At 60.5% G+C, this 12,933-nt stretch carries 11 protein-coding genes; 9 read left to right on the forward strand and 2 right to left on the reverse strand.

What is annotated here, in order from left to right; all coding sequences use genetic code 11:
* Positions 1 to 162: 162 nt before the first annotated feature.
* Together B5M42_RS00300 and B5M42_RS00305 are read left to right on the forward strand one after the other, a co-directional pair.
* Positions 163 to 2,442: a carbohydrate-binding protein gene (locus B5M42_RS00300; protein ID WP_134750820.1), complete on the forward strand. Its 2,280-nt coding sequence runs from the start codon at positions 163 to 165 to the stop codon at positions 2,440 to 2,442.
* Positions 2,443 to 2,694: 252 nt separating this feature from the next.
* A complete protein-coding gene (locus B5M42_RS00305) occupies positions 2,695 to 3,591 on the forward strand; it encodes a pentapeptide repeat-containing protein (protein ID WP_230632535.1) in 897 nt (298 codons plus the stop codon).
* A gap of 337 nt (positions 3,592 to 3,928) precedes the next feature.
* Here the strand turns inward: B5M42_RS00305 and B5M42_RS00310 are convergent, their stop codons facing one another.
* A complete protein-coding gene (locus B5M42_RS00310) occupies positions 3,929 to 4,357 on the reverse strand; it encodes a VOC family protein (protein ID WP_134750818.1) in 429 nt (142 codons plus the stop codon).
* Between the two features lie 107 nt (positions 4,358 to 4,464).
* Positions 4,465 to 5,241, reverse strand: coding sequence for a LuxR C-terminal-related transcriptional regulator (locus B5M42_RS00315; RefSeq protein WP_134750816.1), 777 nt, complete (start codon positions 5,239 to 5,241; stop codon positions 4,465 to 4,467).
* 372 nt (positions 5,242 to 5,613) lie between these two features.
* Here B5M42_RS00315 and B5M42_RS00320 point away from each other — a divergent pair, with 372 nt between their 5' ends.
* From B5M42_RS00320 to B5M42_RS00350, 7 genes are read left to right on the forward strand one after another with little or no spacing between them, the layout of a single operon-like run.
* On the forward strand, positions 5,614 to 6,618 hold the full coding sequence (locus B5M42_RS00320; RefSeq protein ID WP_134750814.1) for a BtrH N-terminal domain-containing protein: 1,005 nt from the start codon (positions 5,614 to 5,616) through the stop codon (positions 6,616 to 6,618).
* A 1-nt stretch (position 6,619) separates the two neighbouring features.
* Complete coding sequence (locus B5M42_RS00325; protein ID WP_167689694.1) at positions 6,620 to 8,233, forward strand: amino acid adenylation domain-containing protein; 1,614 nt, start codon at positions 6,620 to 6,622, stop codon at positions 8,231 to 8,233.
* A gap of 18 nt (positions 8,234 to 8,251) precedes the next feature.
* On the forward strand, positions 8,252 to 8,518 hold the full coding sequence (locus tag B5M42_RS00330) for an acyl carrier protein (protein ID WP_134750809.1): 267 nt from the start codon (positions 8,252 to 8,254) through the stop codon (positions 8,516 to 8,518).
* A complete protein-coding gene (locus tag B5M42_RS00335; protein ID WP_134750807.1) occupies positions 8,515 to 10,011 on the forward strand; it encodes a class I adenylate-forming enzyme family protein in 1,497 nt (498 codons plus the stop codon). Before B5M42_RS00330 ends, B5M42_RS00335 begins: the two co-directional genes overlap by 4 nt.
* Positions 10,008 to 11,447 carry a type III PLP-dependent enzyme domain-containing protein gene (locus B5M42_RS00340; protein WP_134750805.1) on the forward strand — a complete coding sequence of 480 codons (1,440 nt, stop codon included), beginning with the start codon at positions 10,008 to 10,010 and terminating at the stop codon, positions 11,445 to 11,447. The genes B5M42_RS00335 and B5M42_RS00340 overlap by 4 nt, the downstream gene beginning before the upstream one ends.
* Positions 11,437 to 11,685: a phosphopantetheine-binding protein gene (locus B5M42_RS00345; protein WP_134750802.1), complete on the forward strand. Its 249-nt coding sequence runs from the start codon at positions 11,437 to 11,439 to the stop codon at positions 11,683 to 11,685. Before B5M42_RS00340 ends, B5M42_RS00345 begins: the two co-directional genes overlap by 11 nt.
* A gap of 14 nt (positions 11,686 to 11,699) precedes the next feature.
* Positions 11,700 to 12,896 carry an acyl-CoA dehydrogenase family protein gene (locus B5M42_RS00350; RefSeq protein WP_209280662.1) on the forward strand — a complete coding sequence of 399 codons (1,197 nt, stop codon included), beginning with the start codon at positions 11,700 to 11,702 and terminating at the stop codon, positions 12,894 to 12,896.
* Positions 12,897 to 12,933: the final 37 nt, after the last annotated feature.

A 12,933-nucleotide genomic window follows, 5' to 3' on the forward strand; every position in this document is an offset into this window, starting at 1 on the left:
TCGTATGAAAGGAGGTGGTGCGCTCACTTGAATGTAACGTGACGCAACAAGAAGAAAGGAGGAGAAGGTCGGCTGTGCGACAAGCAGCCAACTGCCAGAAAGGGATCGCAGGCTTTTTTGCAGATGTGAAAAGATCAATCGAACTTTAAAGGAGGATTTGTCGTGTTAAAAAAGAAAGCGCTAACATCATTGCTGCTCGCTTCGATGGTGAGCAGTCTCGTCGGGGTCGTCTCGCCGGTTCTGGCCGCCGATCCGGGCAAAATTGAAGCGGAAAGCTATGCCGCTATGAGCGGAATCCAGACGGAAACCTGCTCCGAAGGCGGGCAAGACATTGCCTACATCGACGCGGGTGACTGGATGGACTACACGGTGAACGTGCAGACAGCCGGTACGTATAATGTCGATTTCCGGGTATCGAGCCCCTACACGGGTACGCAGCTGCAATTGAAAAGCGGAGCGACGACGCTCGCTACGGTCAACGTGCCCAGCACGGGTGGCTGGCAAACGTGGCAGACGGTGACGGCTTCGGTGAATCTGTCGGCCGGCAGCCAGACGCTGCGCATCTACGCGCCGACGAACGGCTGGAACCTGAACTGGTTCAGCATTACGTCGAGCTCGACGCAGCCTTCCTCTTCGAACCTTGCGCTGAACAAGACGGCGACGGAATCGTCGCATGAAGGAGCTTATGCGGCTGCCGGCGCTGTAGACGGCAACAGCGGTACGCGCTGGTCGTCGCAATTTTCCGATCCGCAATGGATTTATGTCGACCTCGGCTCGGCGCAAACGGTCAGCCGCGTCAAGCTGAACTGGGAAGCGGCGTACGCCAAGGCGTATCAAATTCAGGTGTCAAGCAATGCTACGTCGTGGACGGATGTATATTCCACAACGACGGGCGATGGCGGCATCGACGACGTATCGTTCACATCGACGACGGCGCGATATGTCCGCGTTTATGGCACGCAAAGAGCAACGGCATACGGCTATTCGCTGTGGGATTTTGAAGTGTACGGCACAGGCACGCCTCCGGCTGGTCAAGTGGCAGCGCCAACGTTCAGCCCTGGCGGCGGCACTTACACGTCTGCGCAAAGCGTGACCTTGAGCAGCTCGACCTCCGGCGCAACGATCAAGTATACGACTGACGGCTCGACACCAACTTCCGCTTCGGCCACGTATAGCGGCGCCATCAATGTCGCCTCTTCGCAAACGATCAAGGCGATTGCCGTCAAATCCGGCATGACCGATTCTGCGGTTGCCAGCGCATCGTATACGATCAATACCGGCGGTTCGGGCGGCAGCTGGAATCTCGTCTGGAGCGATGAGTTCAATGGAACGGCCGGTACGGGCGTTGATACGTCGAAATGGGTTTATGAAACAGGCGGTGGCGGCTTCGGCAACAACGAGCTGGAATACTACACGAACCGTACGGATAACGTGTATCTGGAGCAGGACCCTGGCAATGCCAGCAACCGTTATCTTGTGATTAAAGCGCAAAAAGAAAACTACGGCGGTCAAAGCTACACGTCCGGCCGGATCAAAACACAAGGCAAATACAGCTTCACGTACGGCAAGGTCGAGATGCGGGCGAAGCTGCCGCAAGGTCAGGGCATTTGGCCGGCCTTCTGGATGCTGGGCGACGATATTACGACGGTCGGCTGGCCGAACAGCGGCGAAGTCGATATTATGGAATTTGTCGGCTCCACGCCAAACAACGTGTACGGCACGATCCACGGACCGGGCTACAACGGCGCAGGTGGCATCGGCACGTCTTATACGTACGGCTCGGGCTTCAGCAATGATTTCCACACGTACGGCATCGAATGGGAGCCGAACGTCATCCGCTGGTATTTTGACGGTCAATTGTATCAAACGCGCACACTGGACGATCTGTCCGGCAGAACGTGGGTATTCGATCATAACTTCTTCATTCTGCTGAACCTGGCAGTAGGCGGCGACTGGCCGGGTGGACCGAATGCTTCGACGGTATTCCCGCAAAAATACACCGTTGATTACGTGCGCGTGTACCAAAGAGCCGGTGGTGTATACCCGACGCTGCCAGCGCGCAGCATCACGACGCTGCAAGGGCCGAACGGCCAATATGTCAGCGCCGATAACTATAATAACCTGCTGCTGACGGCGAATCGCGGCACGGCCAGTACGTGGGAGAAATTCGAAATCAAGGATGCCGGCAGCGGCAAAATCGCCTTGCTGGCGCTGACCAACGACAAATACGTAACGACGGGCTCCGGCGGCAACGCGCAAATGGTGGCCAGCTCGTTTACGATTGGCGCATCCGAGCGATTCACGCGCATCAACAACAGCGACGGCACCGTATCGCTGCAAAGCGAAGCGAACGGCAAATATGTGACCGCCAACGGCACGAATCCGCTCGTGGCCAGCGCAACGTCGATTGGCGCGAACGAGAAGTTCCGTTTTTCGAATTAACATCAACCGGAAGCAGCGGCAGTTTTGACATTCAAAGAGGGGCGCTTTGCGATGCGGCAAAGCGTCTTTCTTTTTTGCGCGTTGCCGGGAGGGTAATTTCCTGAGGAGTCGATCGGATTGCGCTTGCTTTTTTCTGCGAAACGGCTGCTGCCTGTGCTATGATCGTAGTGAAGGAATGCAATTTGCGGCTGCCAAAGGTGTTGCCGGAGCGCGCAGCGGAGGCGCCGCAGGGGAGAAAGAGGGGCGTTTGTAGTGAACGGGCAGCAAATGAACGACAGGCTGGATAATAGGCAGCCGCCTGTGCGTGCAAGTGAACGCGGGGCGCGGGCGGTGCATCTGACCGCCGATTGCGAGCGCTGCTTCGGGCTGTGCTGCACGGCGCTGGCGTTTGGTATTTCCAGTGATTTTGCCATCGACAAGGCTGCCGGGCAGCCGTGCCCGAACCTGCAGGCGGATTACCGCTGCGGCGTTCACAAGCAGCTGCGGCCGCTTGGCTTCCGCGGCTGCACGGTCTACGACTGCTTGGGTGCGGGGCAGCAGGTGGCGCAGCGAACGTTTGGCGGCCGCGACTGGCGCGCAGCGCCAGAGACGGCGCAGACGATGTTCGAGGTATTTGCCGTGATGTGCGCGTTGTACGAGCTGCTGTGGTACGTGCAGGAAGCGTTGGAGCGGCCGGAAGCCGCACCGCTTGGCGCTGAGCTGGCGCAAGCGCAGGCGCGGATCGAGTTGCTGACGGAGCAAGCGCCCGAAGCGCTGCTTGCGCTCGACGTCGCGGCTTTGCGCGCGGAGACAAACGTGCTGCTGCTCGCGGTCAGCGAGCGCGTGCGCGCCGCTGCGCGTCAGGGGCGCCAGGCGCCGGGACGCCGCAAGCAGCCGGGACGCGGCGCGGATCTGGTCGGCGCGAATTTGCGCGGCGCCGATCTGGCCGGCGCGTTCCTGCGCGGCGGCTTGCTGATCGCGGCCGATTTGCGCGGCGCGGATCTTTGCGGCGCCGATCTGATCGGCGCCGACCTGCGCGACGCCCAGCTTGGCGGCGCGGATTTGTCCGGCTGCTTGTTCGTCACGCAGCCGCAGTTGAACGCGGCGCTTGGTGACGGAGCCACCAAGCTGCCGCGCGGTTTGCGCCGGCCGGAGCATTGGCCGGCGTAGGTTTGGCACGGGGCGCGGTGCGGCGCGGCAGCGTCGGCGGTACCCTGTGCTTGGGCGCGGCCTGCAGATCTAGGCGGGCAACTCGGCCGCGGACAACGTGCTTCACGAGGATTGGCTGCGCGAGGACCCGATTTCTCTGCTGGGCCAGCTGGAGGATGCGAAGCAGCTGGTCCAGGTGTGGTTGGGTGCTCAAGAAATTTCGGTAACAAATCGGAGCGTTGGAATTATTTTTTACTTATTGGATACGATTGGAACGGATAAGATGCGCGAATTTCCAGTGAACGTCAGAAAAAGGAGCCCGTAAAGCGGCTCCTTTTTGTATTGCGAAAACCGGCTCTTAGCCCCAGTTTTCGCCGCTATCGAGATTGAATTGCCATTCGATGCCGAACTTGTCTTTGAGGCTGCCGTACAGCTTGGCCCAGAACGTTTCCTGCAGGTCCATGACGACCGTGCCGCCTTCTTTCAAGCGGGCAAATTGCTGCTTCAGCTTCTCGGCGTCTTTGCTGACGACGGCCAGCGAAATGTTGCTGCCCTGTACAAAAGGCATGCCCGGGAATACGTCGGAGAACATGACGTTGCTGCCGTCGATATTCAAGCGCGTGTGCATGATCAGCGATTTCGCTTCTTCGGGAAGCGGATATTCCGGATTCGGCGGGGTTTCGCCGAACGTCATGAACTTGGGCTTCTCCGTTTCAAACACCTCGGCGTAATACTCCGCCGCTTCGCGGCAGTTGCCGTTAAAATTCAAATACACATCGACTGACATTTCATTCACTCCTCAACGGGGATGTTGCGGACAAGTCGCCGCTTCCACATTGTACCATTGTTCGTATCAAAAAGCGAACGGAAGAAACAGACACAGGTCAATAAATTTTAATAAACAAATTTGTTGAAAAATTCGCCTTTGCTGGTCGTTTTCGTCTTGGAATAAATGTTTTTGATATGGGTGCGTACGGTCTGCTCTGAAATCGAGCAAGCGTTGGCGATATGCTCGACGCAATCGTTGCGCAGCCAGGCGTAGCCGATCTGTTTTTCCCGTTCGGTCAGCTCGAATTGAGTAAACAGCGCATAGGTGCGGTCGCGTTGCGTTTCGGGATGACTGCGGACGATGGCGCCTTCGATGTTGCGGGCCAGCTGCTTGAGCAGCGGGATGGAAAAGGTGAGGTCAAAGGGACGCGGGAACGAAAAGTTGAGATACCCGGTCACGGCCCCGTTTACCGTAATCGGCGTGCAGACGCACGACAGGTCCCAAAGCATGTCCCACGTATGCTCGCGGCCGTCCACGACGCAGATCGTCTGCAGCTTCATGGCCAGACCAATCGCTGTCATACCGGCGTGCCGCACGTCGAAGGAGCAACCGATCAGCTCCTCATCGCCGGCTCCGGAGGCCAGCAGACCCTGATCGTAGGCCACCAGGGCGATGCCCTGCGCATTGGTGAAGATAAACAGGTGCGGCTGAAAAATAAACCGGCGGATCTCCTCCAGCTCTTGACGGACGGCTGAGAGGGCGAGGTCTAACGGCTGCCGCGCTTGGCGCAGCGCCTCGCCGTTAAGCTTGACGGCAAAGGGCAACTTGACGGACTCCGCTTCGGTTTGCCAGCCAAAGACCAGGTGCGGCTCAACATCAGACAAGCTTCTCCACAAATGCATGAAAAGTCCCTCCTAATGCGATCAAGATTCGGGAACTGCCAACAAAAACCTCCCTGAAACCTCGCAATCACCCTCCAAGTTTCCAAATTTGTATTTTAATATATAACACTACAGGCTGCCGGACAAGAGCGGAAAATGTCGAATCCTTCCAAAAATGAATCTGTCACGATTCTGACATAAATTCACTGTAATAATTACAAAAAACGACCGAAAATTAACAAAATGTTAATTATATTTACAAAGTAAGTTATTGAAATTTACAAACAAGTAAGAAAAATTACCCAATTTAAGGTATTTATCATTATTGTTGTTAAATTATACAATGATACATAACATCGAACAGCGTCAAAATAAAGCGAAGCGAGGTGGCCCATGTTTCCGGTTCTGGGATTGCAATACACGCGCGTCGATGCCGAGTTTCTGGATTGCGTATCGGATAATTTGGCGGTTTTGCTCGATTTTCGACAGGTTGCCGACCTGCGGTCGCCGTTTGCGTGCGAATGGCATTTTGAATTTCGCGACAGTTGGACGGAAGCGATGCCGCTACTGGCCCGCCGCTCTGTAGAGGAGCGGATTCAAGCGTTCACCGGCAGGCGTGTAGAGCGAACGGCGCTTGCGCCGCACAGCTATCGGGAGGAGCTGGCCGCGTGTCTGGCGCGCGGCGAACCGGCTCTGCTGCTCGGCGACGCCTATTACATGCCCTGGCTGCCATATTTCGGCCGCGAGCATCAGGAGCATTCGTTTGTGATCGATGGTATCGATCCCAGCGGCGCTTTGCTGCATATTGTCGATGCCTATGAGAACCAGACGGAGTGGGGTGGCGTGAAGCCGCTTGCGACTTATGTGCCGGCAGCGGCGCTGGAGCGGATCGTGTGGGGGCTGGCCAATAGCAATGCCGGCACACTGCTGACGTTGTCCGAGCCCGACGTGGGGTGGCGTGAGCCGGATCTGGGCGCGTTGCTGCGAGGCAATGCCGAGGCAGTGGCGGCAAGCGCGGCTGCAGGCATGTACCGGCAGTTCGCCGAATACTGCTTGGCGCGGCTGGACAGCGAGGAGACGGCGGTACAGCTGGTGCTGGCTTGCTGGTTCGCAACCCGCGCCCGCTCGCTGCATCGGCTGTGGCTGAGCGATCTGGAGGCGCAGCGGCCCGAGCTGCTGCCGTCCGGCTTTGCTGCTGCGTTCTACAGTGAGGTGGAGGCACCCTGGCGCAAGGTCAGCGAATTCGCTTACCTGATGCTGCGCCGGGTCAAGCTGGGCAAGACGCCGCCTGCGACCAGCCTCGCCTTGCTGGCTGAAACCGTCGCTCCGGCCGAAGCGCGGCTCGCGGACGCACTGTTGGCCCATCTCGGGCAGTCCCGCGTACAGGAGGTGGGTTGACGTGCTGTTGATTCACGAACGGTTTGCCGCCGCTGCAGCTACTTACCCCGAGCGGCCAGCGATTGTGCAGGAGGGCGAGCGCTGGACGTACCGCGAAGCGGCGGCGCGGGTGGAGACGCTGGCCGGCCTGCTGGCGTCGCGGCTGGCTCCCGGCGCCAAGGTGGCGCTGAACCTGCCGAAATCGCCGCTGATGATCGCGCTGATGCTTGCTTGCCTGCGCGCTGGCCTTGCCTACGTGCCGCTCGATCCGGCCAGCCCGCTGGCCCGCCGCCGCTTCATCGTCGAAGACGCCGGCTGCGGCGCGCTGATCGCCGATGCGCCAAGCGCGTCCGACTGGGCCGGCGCCGGCCTGCCCGGCAGCGTCTGGCTGGCGAAGGCCGAGCAGCTAATGGCGCTCGCTGCTTTGGCCGGCCAGGGCGCTTTTGCGCCCGCCGCAGCGGGAGCGCTCGCTGAAGCGGCTGCCTTGGCTGCCGCCGCTCCCGCCGCCGCCGCGCCGGACCTGGACCAACGCCGTGCGGAGCCGGATGATCTCGCCTATATTTTGTACACGTCCGGCTCCACCGGCGTGCCCAAAGGCGTGATGATCACGCACCGCAACGCAGCGGCGTTCGTCGATTGGGCCAGCGGCTATTTCGACATCGGCCCGGAGGATCGCGTAGCTGTACACGCGCCGCTCCACTTCGATCTGCCGGTGCTCGATATTTACGTTGGCCTCGGCAAAGGCGCAGCGCTGTATCCCGTGCCGGGCGCAACGGCGCTGTTCCCGCAGGCGCTGCTGCTGTTTTTGCAGACCAGCCGCATCACCGTGCTGTATGCCGTCCCGTCGGCGCTGATCGCGTTGCTGAACAAAAGCCGGCTCCAGCAAGAGCCGCTAACCGGGCTGCGGCTGCTCCTGTACGCCGGCGAAGCGTTCCCGGTCGAACCGCTCAGACGGCTGACCGCGCTCTTGCCGTCCGCTGCCGTCTACAACCTGTACGGCCCGGTCGAGACGAACGTCATCACCGCTTGCCGGGTAACGGCCGAGCATTTGGTGCTGCCGCACATTCCAATCGGCGAGCCGGTGGCTCACGCCGCCATCGCGCTGCTCGACGAGCGGGGCGAGCCGATCGTCGAGCCGGGCCGCGCCGGGGAGCTGATCGCCGGGGGAGCGAGCGTATTTCCCGGCTACATTAACCGGCCCGACATTACGCTGGCGACGCGCATTCCGGCAGGCGCAATTGCCGGGATGGATACGGAAGCGTACCGCACCGGCGATTACGCCCATTGGGACGAAGCGGGCTGTCTGCATTTTCACGGACGCCGGGATACGCTGATCAAGACGCGCGGCTTTCGCGTCGATCTCGGCGACGTCGAAGCGGCGATTGTGGCGCACGAAGCGGTGGAGGAAGCGGCCGTGCTGGCCCAGCCGCATGAGGAATATACGAATGTGCTGCACGCGTTTGTCGTGGTTCGCGCGGGACAAGCGCTCGGCGAGGCCGAGCTGCTCTCGTATTTGCGCAGCCGCCTGAGCTCGTACATGGTGCCGGGACGGATCTGTTTTTTGCCGGAGCTGCCGAAAACAAGCACGGGGAAAATATCGCGCCGCTCGATTCAGGAGCAGCTGGCCTACGGCTGAGGAAGGGAGAGCATAACCATGAAGTTGGAACAACTGCGGTCTGCTGTGCGGGACGCCGTCCAAGACGTGTTCGGCCTGCCGGAGCCGCCGGAGGACGCAACAAGCCTGCCCACGCTGCCGGGCTTCGATTCGCTGCTGATCGCCCGCTTGCTGGAGGAGCTGGAAAGTCGGCTTGGCACGGACCTCGATCCGCAATATCTCGTGCCGGAGGTGTTTGCGACTCCGATGGCGCTGGCGGCGGCGTTCGAACAACATTTTCTGATGAATAGCAGGAGGTCGGGATGATTCCATTATTTCATAACGGACTGGATGAGGCAGCGGCGCGCGTGCCGGACAAAATCGCCGTATTTACCGATGAAGCGTCGATCACCTATGCGGAGCTGGCCGAGCAAAGCAAGCGCGTGGCGGCTTGGCTGCATGGCTGGGGGCTGCAGCGCGGAGAGCGGGTAGCGGTGCTTTTGCCCAACGGCATCGAGACGATAGTAACCGATATGGCCGTTTCGCGGCTCGGCGGCATTTTCGTCAATATTCATTGGGACACGAAATCGTACAATCTGGATCATATTTTGCGAGACAGTGCGCCAACGCTGATTTTATCGACGCGCGAGCGGGCCGCGCAGGAGCGGCTGGAGCGGTACGCCGAGGTGCTGACGCTGGAGGCGCATTGGGACGAAGCGCTCGCTTGCGTCGAGCCGGTTCCGGCATTTCCGGGCATTTCGCACGATCCGGTGTGTCTGATTTACACCTCGGGCAGCACGGGACGTCCCAAGGCAGTGGTCTGCGGTCAGCAAAATATGGCCTTTGCCGCTTGGGCGATCCAGCAGCGCATCGGCATGCGCGAATCGGACGTCATCGGCAACGTATTTCCGCTTTCGTTCGATTACGGGCTCTACCAGGTACTGCTTTCCTTTCAGGTCGGCGCGACGATGGCGCTGGGCAGCCAAGAGGACGCCGGTCCTCTCTTGATCAAAAAACTCGCCGCCTGGGGCGTTACCGGCCTGCCGGTGCTGCCGAATCTCGCGCATACGCTCATCCGAATGGGCAAACGCGCCGTCGACGGCTTGCCCAAGCTGCGGTTCATTACGAATTCCGGCGGGCATCTGCCGCATTCCTACATTGAAGATATGCAGGCGCTGTTCCCCGGCTGCGAGGTATTCGTCATGTTCGGGCTGACGGAGTGCAAGCGCGTGTCGATCATGCCGCCGGAGGAGTACAAGCTCAAGCCGGAAGCCGTCGGCCGGGCGCTGCCCAATACGGAATGCATCATTATCGACGAGGAGGGCAACCGGCTGCCGCCCGGTGAAAAGGGCGAGCTGATCGTGCGCGGACCGCATGTGATGCTTGGCTACTGGCGCGCGCCGGAGCTGACGGCCAAGCGATACCGCATGTGGGGCGAGGGGCTGGAGCGAACGCTGTTCACGGGTGATCTGTGCAGCATGGATGAAGACGGCTACTTGTATTTTCACGGGCGTTTTGACGATATGTTTAAGCAAAAAGGGTTCCGCGTCAGCGTGCTTGAGGTCGAGGAAGCTGCGTTTACGATTGCAGGCGTCCGCCAGGCAGCGCTGCTCCCGCCCACAGAAAAGTCAGGGCCGATCCTGTTCGTAGGCGCGAATCTCGATGCCGACGACGTATTCGATCAGCTCAAGGAACGGCTGGAGGATTACAAGCTGCCCGCCAAAGTGATCGTGCTGGACGAACTGCCGGCGACGCCAAACGGCAAGACCGACAAAAAAGGGCTGCAAATCGCCTATGCGGAGGAGTTGAGCGTACGGTGAGCGGCACAACATGGATCGAAACATTCGGCAGCCCGCTGTACGTATACGAGCTGGCGCGCGTGCGGGAAGCGCATGAAGCGCTGCGCCGGGCGCTGCCCGAGCCATCGGTCGTCTATTATTCGCTGAAGGCGAATCCGCACGAGGCGCTGGTCCAAACGCTCGTCGGACTCGGCTGCCACGCCGAGGTATCGTCGACGGGCGAGCTGCGCGCGGCGCTGGACAGCGGCTGTCTGCCACAGCACGTGCTTTATACCGGGCCGGGCAAGACCACGGCGGAGATCGCCTTTGCCCTGCGGCAAGGCGTGATCCAATTCTCCGTCGATTCGCGCCACGATATGGACAAGGTGCTGGAGGAAGCGAGCCGTCAGCGGCGGCAGGTGCGGCTTGTGCTGCGGATCAACCCGGACGAGCCGGTGCCCGATCTGCCGCTGACGATGACCGGCGTGCCGTCGCAGTTCGGCTTTGACGCCAGCCTGCTGCTGGAGGAGGGCGGGGCGGCGCAGCTGGACCCCGGTCCGTGGGGCGCGATCGTCGGCTTTCATATCTATATGGGCACGAATCTGACGACGCCGGAATCGCTCTTGCGCATGTATGCCAAGACGATTGAGCTGGCGCACCGGCTCGCTGCAGCGCTGCGGATCGAGCTGGAGCTATTGGACCTTGGCGGCGGCTTCGGGCATCCGTTTATCAAGGAGGGAGCGCCATACGATTTCTCCGCGATCCGCGGGCCGCTCGAAGCGAATCTGGAGGCGTATTTCCCCCAATGGCGGCAGGGCCGTCCGGCCGTGGCTTTCGAATCGGGGCGTTACCTGGTTGGCGCAGCGGGTACGCTGTACAGCACCGTGCAGGATGTGAAAATGAGCAAGGGACAGCAGTTCGTAATTCTCGATGCCGGTATTCATCATTTGGGCGGCATGTCCGGTCTGGGGCGGCTGACGCGCATCAGCGCAGGTCTGGTCAAGGTATCCGGCGACAGGACCGGCGCGGAGACGGCGACTGCGGTTGCCGGAGCGACGGGATGGACAGGACCGGGGGGAGCGGCGCGATTGCCAAGGCCGGCGCCAGGCACCGCGCAGCCGTCCGCATCCGAGGCGATGCCCAAGCGGCAGCAGCTGGCAGCTGCGGGCAGCCCGGCGCTGCACGCAGAGCCGCCGCAGGAGTCGGCAGCGGAGGTGGCCGGCATGCTGGCCCATGTGGTCGGCCCGCTTTGTACGCCGCTTGACTATTTGGCGCGCAACGAGCGCGTACCGCTGCTGGAGCCCGGCGATATCGTCGCTGTGCCCAATGCTGGCGCTTATGGCTTGACCGCGAGCCTGATCGGATTTTTGAGTCGGGAGACGCCCTGCGAGCTGGTTGTTGATGAAAAAGGAGAGCTGTCATGCTCGCAGCTGACGCTGCGGCGCGTGAAGGAGGAGGTGAGATCATATGCTAGATGAACAATTTGCCGCCGTGCTTCGCCGGCATCTGAAATATTTGAAGCCGACGCAGGAGCTTAAAGGCAGCGACGACTTGAAGGCACTAGGCCTCGACTCGATGGCTTCGATCGACCTGCTGCTTGATTTGGAAGAGGCGTTAGGCATCATGCTGCCGGATACGATGCTGACCGAAAATACGTTCTCGACAGCCGACGCTCTGTGGGCGCTGCTCTCGGAGATGACAAGCCAAACGGCATAAGGGGTGAAGCCTGTATGAACATGAGCGTTGCCAGCAAGCTTGATCCGGCGCGAATCGCTGCCGAAATTGCGCCCCGGCTGGCCGAAAAGGCAGCCGAGACTGATCGGCTCGGCGTGTTTCCCGAACAAAGCTTCCAGCTTTTGCGGGACACCGGCCTGATGGGCATTCTTGTGCCGCAGGAATACGGCGGCTTCGGCGTTTCAATGTCCGAATATTCCGAAATTGCGCAAATATTGGCCGGTAGCTGCTTGTCGACAGCGATGGTGTGGGCGATGCATTCCCAGCAATCGGCCGTCGTGGCCCATTTCGGTTCCGAGGGGTTGCGTCGCCGGGTATTGCCGCGCGTTGCCGCCGGTACGATGTTCATCGCTTCGGTGACGTCCGAGCACCAGAAGGGGGGGCATCTGTTCACGGCGTTGTCTGCGCTCGATCAGGAGGAGGAGCATTTCGTGCTCGACCGCGAAGCGCCCACGGTAACGGGTGGCGCGCAGGGCGACGGCTATCTGATCAGCATGCGCGCCGGTACGGACAATCCGTTGTCCGACGTCGTGCTGATCTTCGCCGACCGCGAGCAGCTGGACATTCAGCAGCGATCGGGCTGGAGCTCGATGGGAATGAAAGGTACGCAGACGATTGGCATGTCGCTCAAGGGCGTTTTGCCGCCCGATCAGCTGCTGCAAAGCGAAGGCGGGTTTACGCAAATGGCCGTTAGCACGCTGGTGCCGATCGGGCATATTGCCTGGTCGTCGTGTTGGCTGGGAGCAGCGAAGGCGGCGTATCGGCAGCTGCTGGATATTTTTCGCAATCCGGCCACGCGCAAGGGCTATAACCTTAGCTCAGAGCTGTTCGCCGAACGGCTGTCGCGTATCCGGCTGAATCTCGATACCGTCAGTGCCTACCTGGCGCGCGTCGTTGCTGAATACGACGACATGCGCGCGCGCTGCAGCGTGGAGTCTGCGGAGTTTCACGCCGCTTGGTTCAATATTCACATCAACAATTTGAAGGTGCTGGCTTCGGAAACGCTGTTTACCGCAGTTGATCAAATGGTCCAGCTCGGCGGCTTGCGCTTTGGCTATGCGCACAATCCGGCGATTCCGCTGGAGCGGACGTTCCGCGATTTGCGCTCGGCCCGGCTCATGTATGGCAATGATCGCTTGCTGGTGGCGAACGGCAAGCTGGCGTTGACCGACCGGGAGGTCCGGTTGACGTGAACAAGTACGGCCGGCATCGCGTTCCGGGATTCGCACG

Origin of the sequence: Paenibacillus athensensis (genome assembly GCF_004514475.2) — a bacterium.
Taxonomy (GTDB): Bacteria; Bacillota; Bacilli; order Paenibacillales; family NBRC-103111; genus Paenibacillus_AL; species Paenibacillus_AL athensensis.

Coding starts and splice junctions, on each gene's coding strand:
- B5M42_RS00310 (WP_134750818.1), bottom strand. CDS start 4,357: ATGTCAGTCGATGTGTATTTGAATTTTAACGGCAACTGCCGCGAAGCG.
- B5M42_RS00315 (WP_134750816.1), bottom strand. CDS start 5,241: ATGCATTTGTGGAGAAGCTTGTCTGATGTTGAGCCGCACCTGGTCTTT.
- B5M42_RS00320 (WP_134750814.1), top strand. CDS start 5,614: ATGTTTCCGGTTCTGGGATTGCAATACACGCGCGTCGATGCCGAGTTT.
- B5M42_RS00330 (WP_134750809.1), top strand. CDS start 8,252: ATGAAGTTGGAACAACTGCGGTCTGCTGTGCGGGACGCCGTCCAAGAC.
- B5M42_RS00335 (WP_134750807.1), top strand. CDS start 8,515: ATGATTCCATTATTTCATAACGGACTGGATGAGGCAGCGGCGCGCGTG.
- B5M42_RS00345 (WP_134750802.1), top strand. CDS start 11,437: ATGCTAGATGAACAATTTGCCGCCGTGCTTCGCCGGCATCTGAAATAT.
- B5M42_RS00350 (WP_209280662.1), top strand. CDS start 11,700: ATGAACATGAGCGTTGCCAGCAAGCTTGATCCGGCGCGAATCGCTGCC.